The 19,729-nt window shown below is 71.8% G+C and carries 16 protein-coding genes and 1 pseudogene; 7 read left to right on the forward strand and 10 right to left on the reverse strand.

What is annotated here, in order from left to right; translation table 11 throughout:
* Positions 1 to 200 precede the first annotated feature (200 nt).
* Both ACQBJO_RS08400 and ACQBJO_RS08405 read right to left on the reverse strand, forming a co-directional pair.
* On the reverse strand, positions 201 to 3,398 hold the full coding sequence (locus ACQBJO_RS08400; RefSeq protein WP_421008253.1) for an AAA family ATPase: 3,198 nt from the start codon (positions 3,396 to 3,398) through the stop codon (positions 201 to 203).
* Positions 3,395 to 5,095, reverse strand: coding sequence for an exonuclease SbcCD subunit D C-terminal domain-containing protein (locus tag ACQBJO_RS08405; protein WP_430407164.1), 1,701 nt, complete (start codon positions 5,093 to 5,095; stop codon positions 3,395 to 3,397). The genes ACQBJO_RS08400 and ACQBJO_RS08405 overlap by 4 nt, the downstream gene beginning before the upstream one ends.
* 310 nt (positions 5,096 to 5,405) lie before the next feature.
* Between ACQBJO_RS08405 and ACQBJO_RS08410 the strand changes: the two genes are divergently transcribed.
* Positions 5,406 to 6,887 (forward strand): glutamate--cysteine ligase, encoded by a 1,482-nt coding sequence (locus ACQBJO_RS08410; RefSeq protein ID WP_421008255.1) that lies wholly within the window; start codon positions 5,406 to 5,408, stop codon positions 6,885 to 6,887.
* 4 nt (positions 6,888 to 6,891) lie between these two features.
* Here ACQBJO_RS08410 and ACQBJO_RS08415 read toward each other — a convergent pair whose 3' ends face one another.
* Positions 6,892 to 7,488, reverse strand: a complete 597-nt coding sequence (locus ACQBJO_RS08415; protein ID WP_421008256.1) for a histidine phosphatase family protein — start codon at positions 7,486 to 7,488, stop codon at positions 6,892 to 6,894.
* Between the two features lie 82 nt (positions 7,489 to 7,570).
* On the opposite strand from ACQBJO_RS08415, the gene ACQBJO_RS08420 reads away from it, so the two are divergent.
* Together ACQBJO_RS08420 and ACQBJO_RS08425 are read left to right on the forward strand one after the other, a co-directional pair.
* A complete protein-coding gene (locus tag ACQBJO_RS08420) occupies positions 7,571 to 8,026 on the forward strand; it encodes an OsmC family protein (RefSeq protein WP_255186264.1) in 456 nt (151 codons plus the stop codon).
* A gap of 6 nt (positions 8,027 to 8,032) precedes the next feature.
* Positions 8,033 to 9,001, forward strand: a pseudogene (locus ACQBJO_RS08425) (FAD-dependent oxidoreductase); the annotation flags it as partial.
* 69 nt (positions 9,002 to 9,070) lie between these two features.
* On the opposite strand, the gene ACQBJO_RS08430 reads toward ACQBJO_RS08425, so the two are convergent.
* Positions 9,071 to 9,625 (reverse strand): YceI family protein, encoded by a 555-nt coding sequence (locus ACQBJO_RS08430; RefSeq protein ID WP_255186266.1) that lies wholly within the window; start codon positions 9,623 to 9,625, stop codon positions 9,071 to 9,073.
* Positions 9,626 to 9,751: 126 nt separating this feature from the next.
* On the opposite strand from ACQBJO_RS08430, the gene ACQBJO_RS08435 reads away from it, so the two are divergent.
* The gene (locus ACQBJO_RS08435) at positions 9,752 to 10,372 is read left to right on the forward strand and encodes an L-threonylcarbamoyladenylate synthase (protein WP_255186267.1); all 621 of its coding nucleotides are present in this window, start codon (positions 9,752 to 9,754) and stop codon (positions 10,370 to 10,372) included.
* Between the two features lie 51 nt (positions 10,373 to 10,423).
* Here the strand turns inward: ACQBJO_RS08435 and ACQBJO_RS08440 are convergent, their stop codons facing one another.
* Both ACQBJO_RS08440 and tdh read right to left on the reverse strand, forming a co-directional pair.
* Positions 10,424 to 11,626 carry a glycine C-acetyltransferase gene (locus ACQBJO_RS08440; RefSeq protein WP_421008258.1) on the reverse strand — a complete coding sequence of 401 codons (1,203 nt, stop codon included), beginning with the start codon at positions 11,624 to 11,626 and terminating at the stop codon, positions 10,424 to 10,426.
* 3 nt (positions 11,627 to 11,629) lie between these two features.
* Complete coding sequence (tdh, locus tag ACQBJO_RS08445; protein WP_421008259.1) at positions 11,630 to 12,670, reverse strand: L-threonine 3-dehydrogenase; 1,041 nt, start codon at positions 12,668 to 12,670, stop codon at positions 11,630 to 11,632.
* 148 nt (positions 12,671 to 12,818) lie between these two features.
* Between tdh and ACQBJO_RS08450 the strand changes: the two genes are divergently transcribed.
* Positions 12,819 to 13,142 carry a DUF4190 domain-containing protein gene (locus tag ACQBJO_RS08450; RefSeq protein WP_421008260.1) on the forward strand — a complete coding sequence of 108 codons (324 nt, stop codon included), beginning with the start codon at positions 12,819 to 12,821 and terminating at the stop codon, positions 13,140 to 13,142.
* Between the two features lie 16 nt (positions 13,143 to 13,158).
* Here the strand turns inward: ACQBJO_RS08450 and ACQBJO_RS08455 are convergent, their stop codons facing one another.
* On the reverse strand, positions 13,159 to 14,286 hold the full coding sequence (locus ACQBJO_RS08455) for a methyltransferase domain-containing protein (protein ID WP_421008261.1): 1,128 nt from the start codon (positions 14,284 to 14,286) through the stop codon (positions 13,159 to 13,161).
* A gap of 111 nt (positions 14,287 to 14,397) precedes the next feature.
* Between ACQBJO_RS08455 and ACQBJO_RS08460 the strand changes: the two genes are divergently transcribed.
* Positions 14,398 to 15,699, forward strand: a complete 1,302-nt coding sequence (locus ACQBJO_RS08460; protein ID WP_421008262.1) for a mechanosensitive ion channel — start codon at positions 14,398 to 14,400, stop codon at positions 15,697 to 15,699.
* 70 nt (positions 15,700 to 15,769) lie between these two features.
* On the opposite strand, the gene ACQBJO_RS08465 is transcribed toward ACQBJO_RS08460, so the two are convergent.
* Positions 15,770 to 17,398 carry an AMP-binding protein gene (locus ACQBJO_RS08465; protein ID WP_421008263.1) on the reverse strand — a complete coding sequence of 543 codons (1,629 nt, stop codon included), beginning with the start codon at positions 17,396 to 17,398 and terminating at the stop codon, positions 15,770 to 15,772.
* Positions 17,399 to 17,474: 76 nt separating this feature from the next.
* Between ACQBJO_RS08465 and ACQBJO_RS08470 the strand changes: the two genes are divergently transcribed.
* The gene (locus ACQBJO_RS08470; protein WP_421008264.1) at positions 17,475 to 17,978 is read left to right on the forward strand and encodes a GNAT family N-acetyltransferase; all 504 of its coding nucleotides are present in this window, start codon (positions 17,475 to 17,477) and stop codon (positions 17,976 to 17,978) included.
* Positions 17,979 to 18,032: 54 nt separating this feature from the next.
* On the opposite strand, the gene ACQBJO_RS08475 is transcribed toward ACQBJO_RS08470, so the two are convergent.
* Positions 18,033 to 19,235, reverse strand: a complete 1,203-nt coding sequence (locus tag ACQBJO_RS08475; RefSeq protein ID WP_421008443.1) for an MFS transporter — start codon at positions 19,233 to 19,235, stop codon at positions 18,033 to 18,035.
* Between the two features lie 35 nt (positions 19,236 to 19,270).
* Complete coding sequence (locus tag ACQBJO_RS08480; RefSeq protein ID WP_421008265.1) at positions 19,271 to 19,720, reverse strand: MarR family winged helix-turn-helix transcriptional regulator; 450 nt, start codon at positions 19,718 to 19,720, stop codon at positions 19,271 to 19,273.
* Positions 19,721 to 19,729 lie beyond the last annotated feature (9 nt).

Here is a 19,729-nt window from a genome sequence, read left to right on the forward strand (position 1 = left end):
ACGACCCACGCCTCGGGCCGACATCCTGCGCTCGATCCACCGCCCCCGCGGCTGAACCCTGCAAAACCCTAGGGTCTTGCAGGGTTGGGGCTGGTTCCGCCCAACGGCCGCACGACCTTAAGGGAAATCGAAGGGGGAGGGGCGGTCGTTGATGCGGGGAGACGAACAGGACTGGTCCCCGCCCACGGGGACGAAGGGGATCAGGCCGCGCCCTGGACCCCCACGACCGTGACGGTCGAGCCGTGCTGGGCCTTGTCGACCCGCACCTGAGTGGGGATGCGGGTGCGCATCTCGCTGACATGGCTCACCACACCGACGCAGCGCCCTCCGTCGCGCAGCGCGTCGAGGACGTCGAGCACCTGCTCGAGGCTGTCCTGGTCGAGACTGCCGAATCCCTCGTCGACGAAGAGCGTGCCGAACTCGAGCCCACCCGACTCCTCGCGGATCGCATCGGCCAGCCCGAGAGCCAGAGCCAGTGACGCGGTGAAGGACTCGCCACCGGACAGGGTCGCCGTCGTCCGATCCTGACCGGTCCACAGGTCGCGCACGACCAGGCCGAGCCCGCCGCGTCGACGGCCCCTGGCAGAGGCGTCGTCGTGGGCGAGCTCGTATCGGCCGTCTGCCATCACCGACAGCCGTGAGTTGGCCAGCTCGACGATTCGCTCCAGCCGGGCAGCGAGGACATAGGTGCTCAGGCGCATGCGCTTGTCGTTGTCGGCGCTCGTCCCCGTCACCAGGTCGGCCATCCGACGCACGAGCTCGGCCTCGGCTGCAGCAGGTCCGATGCGCGTGCACTCGTCGACGACGAGCTGGGTGACCCGCGTCAGCTGTCGGTGCACGGTCGACGTGCTTGCCTGGTGCCGGCGCGCGTCATCTGCGGCGTGCTTGGCCCGGGACGCGGTCTCGGCCAGGTCGTCGACGTCGACGGGCTGGGTCTCGAGCGCGTCGACGACGTCCGGCTCGGCGAGGATCCCACGGGCCGTCGCCAGCTGCTGCTCGTGGGCATGCACGCGCGCCTCGAGTGCGGCGATCTCTGGCCGCGGAAGAGCCGCGGCCCGCGCCTCGGCCGCACCGTCGAAGCCGTGCTCGCCCAGGGCGCCCGCCAGGTGCTCGGCGGCGTCGGTGACCGCGTCCCGGGCGCGGCGCTCGTCGAGGGTCGCCGAAGCGAGGTTCTCCGCGAGGGCTCGGGCGCGGGAGTGACCTTCGTCGACATCCCGGGCGGCATCGAGAAGGGGAGTGACCCACCCGACGGACCCGTCGGCCATCGGTGAGAGCGCGACGTCGTGCCCGCCGGCGTGGTCGTCGTGGTCGTCAGCCGGGTCGGCACAGACGCAGGCGGCGTGCTCGAGCACGACTACTCTCACGATGTCGGCGGCCTCGACCATCTGCTCGGTGATCTGATCGTGCCGGGCACGCAGGGCCGCGAGCTCGTCCGCGGCGACGCGCACGGACTCGTGTGCGCGCTCCAGCCGCGCGGCGCGCGCGTCGACGCGACGCGCCACGTCGGCGGCGGCGCCGACCGCGGTGCGCAGCCGGGCAACGTCCTGCGCAAGCTGCTCGCGTGCGCGCACCTCGGCGGCAGACACCTCGAAGGGGTCAGCGCTCGCGTCGGTCGTGCCGGACTCGTCCGCCCCAGCCAGTCGGGCGACCTCGGCGCGAGCGACCTCGAGCCGGGAGGTGACGGCGTCCCGTGCCTGGCGTGCGGCCTCGTGGACCTGCTCGGCACGGGTGGCGGCCGCACGGGCCGCGTCGATGTCCTCGGGCCTGACCACGCGGGCGGCTTCGGCCAGCCGGGGGTGCTCGGTCGACCCGCAGACGGCGCACGGGTCCCCGTCGGAGAGCAGCCCTGCGAGCTCGCCGGCCATGTTGTCGAGTCGGGCCGCGACGAGCTCGTTGACCGCCTCGCGCAGCTCCTGGGCGTGCTCGCGAGCCTCCTGCGCCTCGTCGGTCGCCCGGCGAAGCTGCTCGTCGATGGTCCGGCCCTGCCGGCGAGCGGCGATGCGTGCCTCGACACGCTCCAGCTCCGCTGTCGACACGGTCAGCTGGTCGCGCTCGCGCTGGAGCTCCTCGCGGATGGTCTCGTCGGCCTCGGCCTCGGTCTCGAGGCGGGCCACGAGCCCCTCGGTTCGCTCGAGCGCGGAACGTGCATCTGCCAGCCGCTCGGCCACGGCCGGCAGCTCCGCCGATCGGCGCCGCAAGCCGGCCGCCTCGTGCCGCGCCCGCTCAATACGAGCGCCACCCGCGTCGAGCACCTCGAGCAGCTCGACCCCACGGGCCTGCGCGGACACCTCGGCCTCACGGCCGGGCGGGGAGGCCTCCCACCGTGCACGCAGTTCCTGGGGGAGAGCCTCGGCAGCCGCCTGCCGGGCCAGCTGAGCCTCTTCGAGTGTCGACTCGGCGCGCGCCATGGCCTCGACGTGCGGGAGCACGGCAGCCGCGGCCCGTGCCTTCTCGAGGGTGTGGCGACGCCGGGCGTGCTCGTCGGCGACGGACTCGAGCTCCGCCACCTGCCGCCGGGCCACCAGGCCACGACGCCGCAGGTCGGCTCGTCGACGCTCCGCGTCGAGGGCCTCGCGCGATGCGACGGCGGCGGCGTCGGTGCGGTCCACGCGGGCCATCGCCTCCGCGGTCACCATGTCGAAGGCCTCGCCGACCGCCCGGAGCGCGACCGGCAGCTGCGTCGGGTCGAGCTCGGCCCACGGGGCATCGGGCTCGGGCAGCTCGACGTCGATCGCGGACAGCACGTCGACGAGGTGCGTCACATGGGTGGTGAGCCGTCCGCGTGACTGGGAGAGCGTCGCCTCGGCGTCCTGTCGACGTCGGACGAGCACGTCCTCGACCGCGGCGAAGTCGGAGACGTCGAAGAGCCGCTCGAGGACCTCGCGGCGCTGCTCGTCGCTCGCGCGCAGGAAGGCGGCGAAGTCGCCCTGGGGCAGCATGACGACCCGGCGGAACTGCTCGAGCCCCATGCCGAGCAGGTCGTCGAGGAACTGCGCCGTTTCGTCGATGCGGGTGCTGAGGGTCCGCCACCCAGAGCTCTCGCGCTGCTCGAGACGCACGCCCGCCGGCTCGGTGGTCGTCCCGGACCCTCGCCGCTTGGGGCGCTCATGAGCAGGGTGACGCACCACCCGCAGGCGACGCCCGGCCAGGGTCAGCTCGAGCTCCACCTCGGTCGGCACGTCCACGGCAGCGTGCTGGCTGCGCAGCGAGGTGCTCTGCCGGTCACCCGGCACCCCCGCGTAGAGCGCGAAGCAGATCGCGTCGAGCAGGCTCGTCTTGCCCGAGCCGGTCGGGCCGTGGATGAGGTAGAGCCCGCCCTCGCCGATCGTCCCGAGGTCGAGCTCGACGGTGCCGGCGAAGGGTCCGAAGGCGCTGGCTCGAAGGCGGTGCAGCCTCACGCCACGCCTCGCCGTCGTCGCCGGGGGGCGCCGTGCTCCTCGGCCAGGTCCCGGTCACGCCGGCCGGCCTCGAGGGCGTCGGCCAGCAGCCGGCGCTCGGACTCGTCGGCCATCGCGCCGCGACGCACGTCGCTGACGAAGTCGCAGCACACGTCGAGCGGCTGGCGCTGCCGCACCCGGGCGGCATAGCTGCGCACGGGCACGACCTCACCCGTGGGCTCGAAGCACAGCTGCAGCAGGTGCGGGAAGCGTCGACGCAGCCGGTCGTAGGCACCGACGGGACGGACCGGGTCGGTGAGCGTGACCTGGACCCAGGCCTGCTCGGCGGCCGTGTGGCGGGCGTCGGTGAGGACCTCGTCGAGGTGCCCCCGCACGAGGGCGAGCTCGCGGTGGACGGGGGCGGCGACGTGCTCGACCGTGGTCAGGCCACGCTCGTCGATCTCGACGAGCAGCGACCCCTTCGTCTGGCCTGCCTCGCCGAAGGACATGGCAACGGGGGAACCGCTGTAGCGGACGGTCTCGCCGATCTGCTGCGGGCGGTGCAGGTGACCGAGAGCGGTGTAGGCGGCCCCGTCGAAGGTGCTCGCGGGCACCATCGCGACGCCGCCGGTCGTGATGTCGCGCTCGGAGTCGCTCGCCGCCCCACCGCTCGCGAAGCAGTGGGCCATGACGACGCTGCGCGGTCCCCGCCCGGCCAGGTCGGCACGGACCCGGTCCATCGCGGCGCCGAGCACCGCCGTGTGGGACCGCTCGGTCACGCCGAGGGCGTCGGTGACGGTCGTCGCGGTCGGCTCGAGGTAGGGGATCGCGTGGATCGCCATGTCGCCGACGAGCACCGGGGTGCCCACGGTGCTCACGTCGGAGCGGATGTGCAGGCCGGCCCGGCTGAGCAGGTCGGCGGCGAAGCCGAGTCGGATCGCCGAGTCGTGGTTGCCGCTGGACAGGACGACCTGGGCGCCGGCGTCGATGAGCCGGGTGACGCTCTCGGAGAGCAGCTCCACGGCGTCGGGCGGGGGCAGGGCGCGGTCGTAGACATCGCCCGAGACCAGGACGGCGTCGACCCCCTCGGAGCGGACCGTCTCGACGAGGTGGTCCACGTACTCCGCCTGGGCAGGCAGCAGGCCGGCGCCGTGGAAGGAGCGCCCCAGGTGCCAGTCGGAGGTGTGGATCAGCTTCACGACCACCAACCTAGGAGCCCTCACCGACAACCCCGTGGCGCGACACCCCCTTCGCCCGAGCCGTGGCACGAGACGCGAAGGGGGTGGGGCCGCCCCGTGCGCGGCCTCACCCCCCCGGGCAGTCGGCCCGTCAGTCGGCGGCCAGCGCAGCGGCCGGGGCGACCCCGTGCCGCCCGACGGGCCGACAGCGCGGACGTCGATCGCTCCGTCGAAGGGATCCGACTCCTGGACGATCCGGTAGGCCGCGAGCCCGACCTCGCGGGGCACCTCGTGCAGGTCGGCCAGCCCCTCGGTGGGGGCGTAGGCGAGGTGAGGGACCTCCCCTTCGTCGTCCGTGGTGCGCAGGACACCCACGAGGTGCCGGGTCTCGGCGAGGGCCCCGCGGGCGGTCGTACCGATGGTCGTGAGCGCGGCGTGGGCCTGCTCCCGGCCGAAGTCCGTGCCGTGCCGGGCGGCGCAGGCGGCGCCGTCGGCCTGCACGACGACGACGCTCAGCGGCTGGGCCACGACGTCGTGCATCTCGCGCGCGATGCGGGTGCGCTCGCCCTGGACGGCGATCCGGGCTCGCTGGTCACGATCGCGGCGAGACCCAGGCCGAGGCGTCTGATGCCGGCATCGGTGAGTCGGCGGCGACGAGCTGACCCACGTGCCCGTCGAACCAGTCCCGGACGCGGGTGGTCGCTCCCGCTCGCCGGGGTGCCGTCTCGGAGATCACCGACCGAGGGTAGGCAGGACGAAGGGGGTGCCGCATCCGACCGTGGTCTGATCCTCGCCGCGGGTCGGTCGCGTGGGTAGATTCGACTGCAGCCGACCCGGAAGAGGTGTACTCATGGGCAAGGAAGTCGCCGCGCAGAGCTACTCGCGCGAGGAGCGTCAGCGCTACCGGGAAAAGGTGCGGCAGAACCTCGACGTCTTCGAGCGCATGCTCAACGAGCGCGCCTTCGACGAGGAGGTGCCGCTCACCGGTCTGGAGATCGAGCTCAACCTCATCGACGAGGGGCAGCAACCGGCCTTCGTCAACGACGAGGTCCTCGAGGCGATCGCCGATCCCGAGTACCAGACGGAGCTCGCGCAGTTCAACATCGAGCTCAACGTCGCTCCGCGGCCCCTGCCCGGGGACTCGGCGCTGCAGCTCGAGGAGAGCCTGCGCGAGTCGCTCAACCGCGCCGAGGGCAAGGCCGAGGACGCCGGCGCGCGGATCATCGCCATCGGCATCCTGCCGACGATCCGGCCCGAGCACTTCCAGGGCGAGTGGATCAGCGCCAACAACCGCTACACCGCGCTCAACGACTCGATCTTCGTCGCCCGCGGCGAGGACATCGTCATCGACATCGAGGGGCCGACGGGGGAGCGGCTGCACACCTTCGCGGACTCGATCGCCCCGGAGTCGGCGTGCACCTCGGTCCAGCTGCACCTGCAGGTCGGTCCGGGCCAGTTCGCCGACCACTGGAATGCCGCCCAGGTCATCTCGGCGCCCCAGCTCGCGCTCGCGGCCAACTCACCCTTCTTCTTCGGTCGCCGCCTGCACGCCGAGACCCGGATCGCCCTCTTCTCCCAGGCCACGGACACCCGGCCCATCGAGCTGAAGAACCAGGGCGTGCGTCCACGGGTCTTCTTCGGCGAGCGCTGGATCACCTCGATCTTCGACCTCTTCGAGGAAAACGTGCGCTACTTCCCGGCGCTGCTCGCCGAGGCGACCGACGAGGACCCCGTGGCGGTGCTCAGCGAGGGCGGCACCCCCGACCTCGGCGAGCTCAACCTCCACAACGGCACCGTCTACCGGTGGAACCGACCGATCTACGACCCCGGCAAGGGTCACCCGCACGTACGGGTCGAGAACAGGGTCCTCCCGGCGGGCCCGTCGATCATCGACACCCTGGCCAATGCCGCCTTCTACTACGGGTGCGTGCGCACCCTCGCCCACGAGGACCGGCCGATCTGGACGCGCATGTCCTTCCCCGCGGCCGAGGCCAACTTCGAGGCGGCGGCCCGCGACGGCATCGGCTCCCGCCTCTACTGGCCGGGGCTGGGCGAGCTGGGCGCCGACGAGCTCGTCCTGCGGCACCTGCTGCCCATGGCTCGCGCCGGTCTGCAGGACTGGGGCGTCGCCGAGAGCGTCATCGAGCGCTATCTGTCGGTCATCGAAGGGCGGTGCACCACCGGCGTCAACGGCGCCGTCTGGCAGGCCGAGTGCGTGCGCCGGCTCGAGAAGGCCGGGCTCGACCGGTCCGCCGCGCTCGCCGAGATGACCGGGCTCTACACCGAGCATATGCACCGCAACGACCCGGTGCACACCTGGCCGCTGCCCTAGCCCGTCAGCAGTTCCAGCTGAGGATGCAGGGGTCCTCTCGGTGGTGGCCGAGCACCGCGAGCCGGGAGGCGTCGAGCGTCAGCTGGGCCGCCAGCCGGGGAGCGGTGCGCAGCCACACCGTCGCGAGGATCCGCGAGGTGTGGCCGTGCCCGACGAGGACGACGTCGCCCTCGAGCAGGTGCGGCCGCACGCGGGCGAGCACGCGTGAGGCACGGGCCGCGACCTCCTCGACCGTCTCGCCCGGGGTCGCCCCGGGGACCACACCGTCACGGAAGACGTCCCAGTCGGTGCCGAGGTCCTCCCGGATCTGGGCCGTCGAGCGCCCTTCGTAGCCGCCGTAGTCCCACTCGCGCAGGTCGCGGTCGACGGTGGCGTCGAGCCCGGCGAGAGAAGCCGTGTCCCGAGCTCGCTGCAGGTCCGAGGTCAGGGTGAGCACGGGGCGGACACCGAGCTCCTCGAGCCGCCCGGCGGCCTCGGCGGCGCGGGCCCGGCCCTCGTCGGTCAGGGGCAGGTCCGTCGAGCCGGTGTGCCGCCCGTCGCGGCTCCACTCGGTCTCTCCGTGGCGCAGCAGGACGAGGCGGTGCGGCGGGGTCGCGTGCATGCGGTCAGGCTAGTGGCGCCCGGTCTGCGAGGATCGGACCAGCACGGGGCGCGCCCCGCAGACCAGTGACGTGGAGGTAGGCATGACGAGCGACGAGACGACCGGCGGGAGCGGGCCCGGCCACCGCAGCGTGGAGCTGACCCGGCTGGCCCTGGGGCGCTACGAGATCACCAATGCGCGCGGCGGCCGGATCACCATCGGTGACGGGTCCACCGACGACTTCACGCCCGTCGAGCTGCTGCTCGCGGCCCTCGCCGGCTGCAGCTCCGTCGACGTCGACCACATCACCTCGCGGCGGGCCGAGCCGGAGTCCTTCGAGGTCGTCGCCGAGGGGGAGAAGGTCTCGACCCCCGAGGACGGCAACCACATGAGCGACCTCGCCGTCACCTTCCGCCTGGGCTTCCCCGAGGGCGAAGGGGGCGACGCCGCCCGTGCTGCCTTCCCCCGGTCGGTCGCGCAGTCCCGCGACCGGCTGTGCACCGTCTCGCGGACCGTGCAGATCGGCGTCCCCGTGGAGATGACGGCAGAGGACGCCTGAGGCTACATGCGCCGAGAGGTCGACGTCGCCGTCATCGGCGGAGGTCAGGCTGGGCTGGCGACGGCCTACCACCTGCGCCGCCGGGGGATCGAGCACGTCGTCCTCGACGACCGCGACGAGCCGGGCGGAGCGTGGACCTCGACGTGGCCCTCCCTTCGCCTCTTCTCGCCGTCGGCCTACTCGTCGCTGCCGGGGTGGCCGATGCCCCCGCACCCCGACACCTTCCCGCCGGTCGAGCATGTGCGGGCCTACCTGCGTGCCTACGAGGAGCGCTACGACCTCGACGTCCAGCGCCCGGTGCGAGTGCACGACGTGCACGCGACGCGCGAAGCGCTCGTGCTCGACACGAGCGCCGGGCAGCTGGCCGCGCGCTGCGTCGTGAGCGCCACGGGCACGTGGTCCGCTCCCTTCGTGCCGATGGTCGAGGGTGCGACGAGCTTTGCCGGGCGCCAGCTGCACAGCGCCCACTACCGGGGGCCGGAGGACTTCGCCGGGCTGAGGGTCGCCGTCGTCGGCGGCGGCAACTCCGGGGTCCAGATCACGGCCGACCTCGTCGACGTCGCCGACCGGGTCTCGCTCGTCACCGCGAGACGGCTGCGCTTCCTGCCTGACGACGTCGACGGCCGGCACCTCTTCGACCAGGCGACCGCGCGGCTGCGTGACCCGGGCGAGGCACAGGCTGCCTTCGTCGGCAATGTCGTCGCCCTGCCCCAGGTGCAGCGCGCCCGGGCCGCGGGTGCGCTGAGGGTGCGCGCGATGTTCGACCGGATGGTCCCGGAGGGCGCGATCATCGGCCGGGACCGGCTCGAGCTCGACGCGGTGATCTGGTGCACGGGCTACCGGCCCGCGCTGCGGCACCTGCGCTCCCTGCGGCTGCGGACGTCCGAGGGTGTGCCGCAGGTCGTCGACAACCAGTCGGTGCGCGACCCGCGGGCGTGCTTCGTCGGCTACGGGGACTGGACCGGACCCGCGTCGGCGACGCTCATCGGGGTCGGCCGCACGGCCAAGGCGCTCGCCGCACGCCTGGAGACGCAGCTGGGCGGACTACTGGTCCTGCTTGACCAGGGAGATCTCGAACTCGAGGTCGATCTTCTCGGAGACGAGGACGCCACCCTTGTCGAGCGGCATGTTCCACTCGAGGCCGTAGTCACGGCGGTTGACCCGGCGCGACCCCTCGAAGCCCGCGCGCACGGCGCCGAAGGCGTCGACCATGACGCCGCCGAGCTCGAGCGGGATGGTGATCTGCTTCGTGACGTCGCGGATCGTCAGGTCACCGCTCACGATGTATGCGCGCTCGCGGATCTCCTCGATGTTGGTGCTGACGAAGGTGATGTCGGGGAAGCGCTCGACGTCGAAGAAGTCGGGGCTGCGCAGGTGCTCGTCGCGCTGGTCGTTGCGGGTGTCGACGCTCGCGGCCTTGAGGACGACGCGGGCCGTGGATGCATCGAGGTCGTCGACGTCGACGTGCACCTCGCCGGAGACGTCGTTGAAGGAGCCGCGGACGGTCGAGATCATCGCGTGCCGGGCCGAGAAGCCGCAGCGGCTGTGGCCGGGGTCGATGGTCCAGTGACCGTTGAGGTCGAGGTCGGTGTCGGTCATGGGCTCCCCTGAGAGACGAAACTTTTGTTGAAGATTGTAGCAACTCGGTGTGGCGCCACCAGTCTTGCAGGCGCGCGGGCGCGGATGGTGCGCCACGCCCGGGCCCGCGCCGCCTACGGTGGACTCATGGCCACCTTCGTCGAAGTGCACCCGGACAACCCCCAGCCCCGCACGGTCGGCAAGCTCGTCGAGCGGATCCGCGAGGGGGCGCTCGTCGCCTTCCCCACGGACTCGGGCTATGCCCTCGGTGGGCGGCTCGACGACCAGGACATCAAGGACCGCATCCGCACGATCCGCCGCCTGGACGACCGGCACCACTACACGCTCCTGTGCGCCGACTTCGCCCAGCTCGGGCAGCTCGTCCACGTCGACAACGCCGTCTTCCGCGCGGTCAAGGCGGCGACCCCGGGGCCCTACACCTTCATCCTCCCGGCCACGAAGGAGGTGCCGCGTCGGCTGCTCCACGCGAAGAAGAAGACGGTCGGCGTGCGGATCCCGCAGCACCCGCTGACCCAGGCCCTCCTTGAGGGCCTCGGCGACCCCATGCTCACCTCGACGCTCCTGCTGCCGGGGGAGGAGCGCACCCCGACCTTCGGCTGGGACGTCAAGGAGGCCCTCGACCACCAGGTCGACATCGTCGTCGACGCCGGTGAGGTGAGCACCGAGCCGACCACGGTCGTGGACTTCTCGTCGGGTGCCGCCGAGGTGGCCCGGCACGGCGCCGGTGACCCGGCCCCCTTCGAGTGACGAAGGGGGCCGGCCCGCGGCTCGCGTAGCGCGCGCCGCGTCGGCGGACCGCTAGGCGGTGGGCTGGTCCCCGAGCACCTCGGCCCGGGCGGCGACGAAGGCCGCGACGCAGGTGCGCACGTCCTCCTCGCTGTGCGCCGCGGACAGCTGCACCCGGATGCGCGCCTGGCCCTGCGGGACCACGGGGTAGGAGAAGGCGATGACGTAGACGCCGTGGGCGAGCATCGCGTCGGCGATCTGCGCGGCCTGACGGGCTCCGTCGTCGCCGGGGAACATCACCGGGGTGATCGGGTGCGACCCGGGGAGCAGCTCGAAGCCCGCGTCCGTCATCAGCTCACGGAAGAGAGCCGTGTTGCGCTGCAGGGTCTCTCGCGCCTCGTCGGACCCGCGCGCGATCTCGATCGCCTTGAGGGAGCCAGCCGCGACGACCGGGGCCACGGCATTGGAGAAGAGGTAGGGCCGCGACCGCTGGCGCAGCAGCGCGATGACCTCCGCCGGGCCGCTGACGTAACCACCGCTGGCCCCGCCGAGCGCCTTGCCGAGCGTGCCGGTGAGCAGGTCGACACGGTCGGCGACGCCGCACGCCTCAGGAGTGCCACCACCGCTGGCGCCCACGAAACCCACCGCGTGGGAGTCGTCGACGAGGACCATCGCGCCGTACTCGTCGGCGAGGTCGCAGATCTGCTCCAGGGGAGCGAGGTAGCCGTCCATGGAGAAGACGCCGTCGGTGACGATGACGGTGCGGCGGGCCCCCTTCGCCGCCTCGAGCTGGGCGCGCAGGTCGTCCATGTCGGCATTGGCGTAGCGGTAGCGCGCCGCCTTGCTCAGCCGGATGCCGTCGATGAGCGAGGCGTGGTTGAGCGCGTCGGAGATGATCGCGTCGTCCGTGCCGAAGAGCACCTCGAAGACGCCGCCGTTGGCGTCGAAGCAGCTCGAGTAGAGGATCGTGTCCTCGGTGCCGAACCAGTCGGACAGCGCGCCCTCGAGACGGGTGTGCTGCTCCTGCGTGCCGCAGATGAAGCGCACGCTCGCCATGCCGAAGCCCCACTCCTGCAGGGCATCCGTGGCCGCGGCGAGGACGTCGGGGTGGTCGGCCAGACCGAGGTAGTTGTTGGCGCAGAAGTTGATCGCCGAGGTCTTCGTCGTCGTGATGTGCGCCTGCTGGGGGCTCGTCAGCTGCCGCTCGTCCTTCCACAGCCCGGCGTCCCGGATCTCCTGCAGGGTGGCGGCGAGGTCGTCCTTGATCGTGTACATGCGTCAGCTCCAGTCCATGATGACCTTGCCGCACTCTCCCGAGGCGGCGGTGGAGAAGGCGTCCTCCCACTGCTCCGCGGGGAAGCGGTGCGTGATGACCGAGGAGATCGCCTCACGCAGGGTCGGCGAGGTCGAGAGCATCGCGCTCATCGTGTACCAGGTGTCGTACATCTCCCGGCCGTAGATCCCCTTGATGGTGATCATGTGGGTGATGACCTTGCCCCAGTCGATCGGGTAGGGGTCCTTGGGCAGGCCGAGCATGGCGATCCGGCCGCCGTGGTTCATGTGGTCGAGCATGTCGCCGACCGCCGGGGGAGCGCCGGACATCTCGAGGCCGATGTCGAAGCCCTCCTTCATGCCCAGCTCGCGCATCGCGGCGCCGAGGTCGCTGCGCGCGGCGTTGACGACGAGGTCCGCGCCGGCCCCCTTCGCCAGCTCGAGGCGGGTGTCCGACAAATCGGTGACGGCGATGTGGCGGGCGCCCACGTGACGGGCGATCGCCGCCGCCATGACGCCGATCGGCCCGGCGCCGGTGATGACGACGTCCTCGCCCGCGAGCGGGAAGGACAGGGTCGTGTGGACGGCATTGCCCAGCGGGTCGAAGACCGCGCCCAGGTCGGGGTCGATGTCGTCGTGGTGCACCCAGGCATTGGACGCGGGGATGACGACGTGGTCGGCGAAGGCGCCGTCGCGGTTGACCCCGACGCCGATGGTGTTGATGCACAGGTGCCGTCGTCCGGCGCGGCAGTTGCGGCAGGTGCCGCACACGAGGTGGCCCTCGCCGGAGACCCGGTCGCCCTCCTGCACGGAGGTCACGTCGCGCCCCACCTCGTCGACGACGCCGTAGAACTCGTGGCCGATGACCTGCGGCGTGCTCGGCACAGCGGAGGCGGCCCACTCGTCCCACCCGTGCAGGTGGAGGTCGGTGCCGCACAGGCCGGCGCGCAGCACGCGGATGCGCACCTCGCCGGGACCGGCGTGCGGCTCGGGGACGTCGGTCAGCTCCAGGCCCGGTCCGGGGCGGGGCTTGACGAGTGCTCTCATGCGTTCTCCTGTCGGGACTGCGGGGTGACCGCGACCCCGACAGTAGCCGCCCGGAGGCGCAGGTCACACCAGCCTCGACCACGCGGTGTCGACGGGGGAGTCCTCCCCGTGGTGCACCGCGGCGGCGAGGTCCTACGGTGGGAGCACCATGACCCAGCAGCCAGGCCCCTACGCCCCGTCGCCCTACCCCTTCCCGCAGCAGCGCGCGCACGGCACCGCGACCGCGGCGCTCGTGCTCGGCATCGTCGGCCTGACCGTCGTGCCGGGCCTGGGGATCCTCGCGTGGGTGCTCGGCGCCTCGGCGATGAAGGAGATCGACGCCAACCCGCAGGCGTGGAGCAACCGCGACCACGCGAAGGTCGGCACGATCCTCGGGATGGTCGGCACGGCGATCTTCGCGGTCTTCTTCCTGCTCGGCCTGCTCTACTTCATCGGGGTCATCGTCTTCGTCGCGTCGGCACCGGGCACCTGACGGATCGCGCTCCGGCTCAGCGCCGCTCGAGCAGCACGGCCACCTCGTGGTGCTGGGTCTGGGGGAACATGTCGAACAGGCGCGCCTGCGTCCCCCGGTAGCCGGGCAGCGCGGCCAGGTCGACGGCGAGGCTGCGTGCATTGCAGCTGGAGTAGATGACGTGCGCAGGTGCGGCGGTCTCGATCGCGGCGCACAGGGGCGCCCCGATGCCGCGTCGTGGCGGGTTGACGACGACCAGCTCGTGGCCGACATCGGCGAGAGCCCCCGCGTCACCGACGCGGAAGTCGGCGGCCACCCCGAGCTCGGCCGCCGAGCGGCGGGCGCTCTCGACGGCGTCGGGCGCCACCTCGACCCCCTCGACACGGCGCGCGTGGTCCCCCTTCGCCACGGCGGCGTTGAGGGCGAAGCCGCCCACCCCGCAGTAGAGGTCGAGCACGCTCGCCGGGTCGAGCCGGGCCACCCACTCCCGGGCCTGCCGGTAGAGACCGGCCGCGACGGTCGTGTTGGTCTGGAAGAAGCTGCGCGGCCGCAGGTGGAAGGTGATGTCGTCGAGCCGCATCGGCAGGGTGTCCTCCTCGGTGAGGACGAGCTCCTCGTCGCCCTCGAGCACCGCCTTGTGCTCGGGCTGGAGGTTGACCGAGACGACCCTCAGACGGGGCACGGCCTCGCGCAGCGACTCCAGACCGCGGCGGATCCGACCGACCTGACCGGGGGAGCGCAGGACGAAGCGGGCCATGAGGTCGCCGTCCGGTGACCCGGTGACGATGAGGTGCTTGAGCTCGCCCTGCCGTCCCGGCACGTCGAAGGGCACGAGGCCCAGCTCCGCGACGGCGGGCACGAGCCGGTCGAGCGCTGCCTCGAGCTGCGGCTCGTAGAGCCCGCACTCGGGCAGCGAGACGCCGCGCAGGTCGGCATCGAGGATCCCGAAGGTCGGGGCGTCACGGGTTCCTCCGACGACGAGCTTCGCCTTGTTGCGGAAGCCGGCCTCCGGTCCGACGAAGGGGGTGCCCCATGCCTCGTCGTCCACGGTGTCGGTGAGCAGCCCGCGCACCTGCGCGGCGAGGTCGACGACCTGGCGCTCGTAGGGGCGGCCCATGAGGGTGCACGAGCGGCACTCACCGGCCTCGTGATGGGAGCAGCGCATGGGTTCACCTAACCATCCGGAATCCGGGGGCCTCTCATCCGGCACCGACGGCCGATCGTCAGTACGGTCGAAGGGCCAGACACACACATGTCACGACAACGGGAGGACATCATGGACACCGGCTTCTTCGACGGGGTCGATTGGCCAGGACTGCTCGGCAAGGCCTTGGCTGCCGTGGCGATCCTCGTCATCACCTGGATCGTCGCGATGATCGTCAAGTCGCTCTTCACCAAGCTCTCGGGCAAGATCCCGGCGCTGCAGCGGGCAGGTGCCGACGGCGCCTCCGTCGGGACGACGCTCGGCTCGATCGGCTCCCTCGTCGTGTGGATGCTCGGTCTCGTCGCCATCCTGCAGGTCCTCGGCCTGAGCCAGGTGCTCACGCCGATCCAGGGCATGGCCGACGGGGTCCTGGGCTTCCTGCCCAACCTCATCGGTGCCGGCATCGTCTTTTTCGTCGGTGCCCTGCTCGCCAAGGTCGTGCGTCAGCTCGTGGAGACCGCGCTCGCGGCCCTGCCCTTCGACCGCTGGCTGAAGAAGGCCGGCTCGACGACGAGCTCGCTCCCCGGCGCCCCGGCCGTCTCGCAGGCCGGTCCGCCGCCCCCGCCGCCGGGTCAGCCGGCCCCGCCGCAGCAGCACCCGACCCAGCAGGTGCACACGGCCGGTGGTCAGCAGGGCGGTGGCGCGGCCGCGTCGATCCCGCGCACCATCGCGACGGTCGTCTACGCCCTCATCATGATCGTGGTGACGATCGCGGCCCTGCAGATCCTCGGCATCGCCTCGATCTCGCGCCCGGCCGAGCAGATGCTCCAGTCGATCTTCGACGCCGTGCCGGTCATCATCGCCGCGGGCATCATGCTCGCCCTGGGTGTCTTCATCGCCCGCTTCGCCGGTGACATCGTCGAGCAGGTGCTCGACGGCATCGGGGTCGACCGCCAGCTCGCCGAGCTCGACGTGCTGCCGCAGGGCACCAAGGTCGTGCCGATCGTCGCGCGCATCGTGCAGATCGGCATCGTGCTCTTCTTCGCGGTCATGGCGGCCCAGCTGCTCGACTTCCCGCAGATCACGGCCTTCCTCAGCGAGGTCCTCGGCCTCGGCGGCAAGGTGATCTTCGGTGCGGCGATCATCGCGGCCGGCCTCTTCATCGCCAACCTCTTGGCCAAGCTCCTCTCCGGCGCCGGGGCCACGATCGTCAAGTACGCGACGATCGTCCTCTTCGTCGCGATGGGCCTGAAGTACATGGGCATCGCCGACTCGATCATCGAGCTCGGCTTCGGTGCGCTCGTCGTCGGTGGCGCTGCCGCCGCGGCGCTCGCCTTCGGGCTCGGTGGTCGCGACGCGGCCGCCCGCACCCTGGACAAGCTCTCGGCCAAGGCCGAGCAGCAGTCCTCGGCGCAGGGTGACCAGCAGGTCTGACCCACCGCACCACAGCACGAAGGGCGGCACCCCGGCTACCGGGGTGCCGCCCTTCGTCATGGGTCACCGCTCAGGGGCGCAGGATCTCCACGGCCTGCTCGCGCATCTCGACCTTGCGGACCTTGCCCGTGACGGTCATCGGGAAGGCCTCGGTGACGTGGACGTAGCGCGGGATCTTGTAGTGGGCGAGCTTGCCGGTCGCGAAGTCGCGCACCTCGTCGGCGGTGAGCGTGCCGACGCCGTCCTTGAGGACGACCCACGCCATGAGCTCCTCGCCGTAGCGCTCGTCGGGGACACCGATGACCTGCACGTCGGCGATCGACGGGTGGGTGTAGAGGAACTCCTCGACCTCGCGGGGGTAGACGTTCTCGCCCCCGCGGATGACGAGGTCCTTGATCCGGCCGACGATCTCGACGTACCCGGCCTCGTCCATCGTCGCCAGATCGCCCGTGTGCATCCACCGGGCGCGGTCGATCGCCTCGGCCGTCTTGTCCGGCTCCTCCCAGTAACCGAGCATGACGCCGTAGCCGCGGGTGCACAGCTCGCCGGTCTCGCCACGGGGCAGGGTCACGCCGGTCACCGGGTCGACGACCTTGGACTCGATGTGCGGCATCGAGCGGCCGACCGTCTCCGTGCGCCGGGCGAGGTCGTCGTCGGTGCGGGTCATCGTCGACACCGGTGAGGTCTCGGTCATGCCGTAGCTGATGGCGACCTCGGCCATGTTCATCTCGGCGACGACCCGCTTCATCACCTCGACCGGGCACGTGGAGCCGGCCATGATCCCCGTGCGCAGGGAGCTGAGGTCGTAGTCGGCGAAGTCGGGCAGCCCGAGCTCGGCGATGAACATCGTCGGCACGCCGTAGAGCGAGGTGCAGCGCTCGTCGACGACCGCCTGCAGGGTGGCCGCCGGCTCGAAGGAGGGGGCGGGGATGACCATGCAGGCACCGTGCGAGGTGGCCGCGAGGTTGCCCATGACCATGCCGAAGCAGTGGTAGAAGGGCACCGGGATGCAGATGCGGTCGGCCTCGGTGTAGCGGATCATCTCGCCGACGAAGTAGCCGTTGTTGAGGATGTTGTGGTGGCTGAGGGTGGCGCCCTTGGGGAACCCGGTCGTGCCCGAGGTGTACTGGATGTTGATCGGGTCGTCGGGGGTGAGGGTCGTACCGCGCTCGGTGATGGCCTGGTCCGCGATGTGGCTGCCGCCGGCCACGAGCTCGTCCCACGACGGGTCGCCGATGAAGACGACGTCCCGCAGGTCGGGCAGTCCACCACGCACCTCCTCGACCATGGCGCGGTAGTCGGAGGTCTTGTGCCGCTGGGCGCTCACGAGCATCCGCAGTCCGGACTGCTGCGCCACGTAGGTCAGCTCGTGGGAGCGGTAGGCGGGGTTGATGTTGACGAGGATCGCGCCGATGCGGGCGGTGGCGTACTGGAGCAGCGTCCACTCGGCGCAGTTCGGTGCCCAGATCCCGATGCGCTCGCCGGCGGCGACGCCCTTCGCCAGCAGCCCCTTGGCCAGGGCGTCGACATCGGTGAGCAGCTCGCGATAGGTCCAGCGCCGACCGCTGGGCACGTCGACGAGTGCCTCCCGGCCGCCGTGGGTCGCCACGGTCCGCTCGAGGTTGCCGCCGATCGTGTCCCCGAGGAGGGGCGCGTCCGAGGTTCCGGACGAGTACGAAGGGAGCGCGGGCTGGGTCATGGGTCGAACCTCCGATGGTCGCGTCGTTGCGATGCAGGGGTCAGCCTGCCACCGCAGGGCCTGCGATGCTGGCGACATGACGATCGCCGACCCGAGCATCCGACCCGCGACCGACGACGACTGGCGGCAGATCTTCCCCTTCTGGGCCCGCATCGTGACCGAAGGGCGGACCTATGCCTACCCGGAGGGCCTGACGTCGGCGCAGGCGCACGGGCTGTGGATGGAGCGGGCGCCCGGTCGCACCGTCGTCGCGGAGGTCGGGGGCCGCATCGTCGGCTCGGCGAAGATGGGCCCCAACCGTCCCGGTCGTGGGGCGCACATCGCGACCGCGTCCTTCATGGTCGATGCCGAGGCCGGGACCAGGGGCGTGGGACGAGCCCTCGGCGAGCACGTCGTCGCGTGGGCTCGCGAAGGGGGCTACGCCGGGATCCAGTTCAACGCCGTCGTCGAGACCAACGAGCGTGCCGTGCGGCTGTGGCGATCGCTCGGCTTCGAGGTCATCGGGACCGTGCCCGGGGCCTTCGACCACCCGGAGCACGGCCCCGTGGGCCTGCACGTGATGTTCCTGGACCTGGGGTAGGACGCCCGCCCCGGTCCCTGAGGAGGTCGCGAAGCGACCGTCTCGAAGGGCCGCTCAGTCGGCGTCGCCGACGAGCACCGCCTCGCCCTCGGCGGGGCTGTGGGCCGCGGGGGTCTGCTCGCCCCGGAGGAAGCGCGAGCCGTAGACGAAGATCGCCACACCGACGAAGACCGCGACCGTCGCCATCCAGTAGGGAGCGCTGAGGCCGACCTCCTCACCGAGACGCCCGGCGGCCCACGGCGCGACGGCACCGCCGGAGAAGCGCACGAACGAGTAGGCCGACGAGGCGACCGGACGCTCGACCGGCGCCGAGCCCATGACGGCCTCGGTGATCAGCGTGTTGTTGACGCCGAGGAAGGCGCCGGCGAGGACGACCCCGACGACGAGCGCCGCCTTGGAGTCGACGAGCAGCGCCATCATCGCCAGGTCGAGGCCGAAGAGCGTCAGGGCGCCGATGATCGAGGGGATCGTGCCGAAGCGGCGCTGCAGCCACGGGGCCGTCTTGACCGAGGTGACCGCGAGCAGCACGCCCCAGCCGAAGAAGACCCAGCCCACCTGCGAGGCGGTCATGTCGAGGGGGAAGGGGGTGAAGGCCAGCAGGGTGAAGAAGCCCATGTTGTAGAAGAGCGCGGTCAGGGCGACGGTGAGCAGGCCCGGGTGGCGCAGCGCCTTGAGCGGTGCGGCGAGCGAGGTCTTGTGGCCCGACGGGGGAGTGGGCGGCAGGAGGAAGGATGTGACGACCACGGCGATGACCATGAGGACGGCGACTCCGAAGAAGGGCGCCCGCCACGAGATCGAGCCGAGCTGGCCGCCGACGATCGGCCCGACGGCGATGCCCAGGCCGAGAGCGGCCTCGAAGAAGATCACGGCCTGACCGACGCTGCCGGCCGAGGCGACGACGATCGTCGACAGGGCGGTGGCGACGAAGAGCGCATTGCCCAGGCCCCAGCCGGCCCGGAAGCCGACGATGGCACCGATGCTGTCGGAGGCGCCGGCGAGCGCGGAGAAGACGATGATCAGGACGAGGCCCGCGATCAGCGTCCGCTTGGCGCCGATGCGCGAGGAGATGAAGCCGGCGACGAGCATCGCCACGCCCATGATCGCCATGTAGCTCGTGAAGAGGAGCGAGGTCTCGCTGGGCGTTGCGCCCAGCTCGTCCGCGATCGGCTTGAGGATCGGGTCGACGAGGCCGATGCCCATGAAGGCGATGACGCACGCGAAGGCCACGGCCCACACGGCGCGCGGCTGCTTCCACATCGACGGGGTGCTCTCGGCGGGTACTGCTGGGGTTGTCACTGCTGACCTTCCTGCTGGGACGAGCTGGCCTCCATGACCGCGCGCAGCACCGCGACGGCGGTGACGAGGTCCTCGGGGGTCAGGGTGGGGTGCTCCCGGATGGTCCGGGAGACGGTGGTGGCGCTGCGCTCGCGGACGACGGCGAGGGCGCGGCGTCCGTCGTCGGTGAGGGTGACCCTCGTGGCGCGGGCGTCGGACGGGTCGGGCTGCTTGGTCACCCAGCCGCGCTCGACGAGCGTGGTGACGGCTCCGGACATCGTCGGCTGGGTGGTGCGGTCGAGCTCGGCGAGGCGGCCGATGCCCGTGGGCCCGTGCTCGTCGAGGAGGGAGAGCACCCGGATGCCCGCGGGGGGAGTGCGGTGGATGTGCTGGCGCGAGGCGCGGACGAGCCGGGCGGCATAGGTGACGAGGTCGCTCGCGGTCTGGTCGATGGAGTCGTCGGGCACGTCCCGCTA

This window comes from Janibacter zhangyanbonis (assembly GCF_050507325.1).
GTDB lineage: Bacteria > Actinomycetota > Actinomycetes > Actinomycetales > Dermatophilaceae > Janibacter.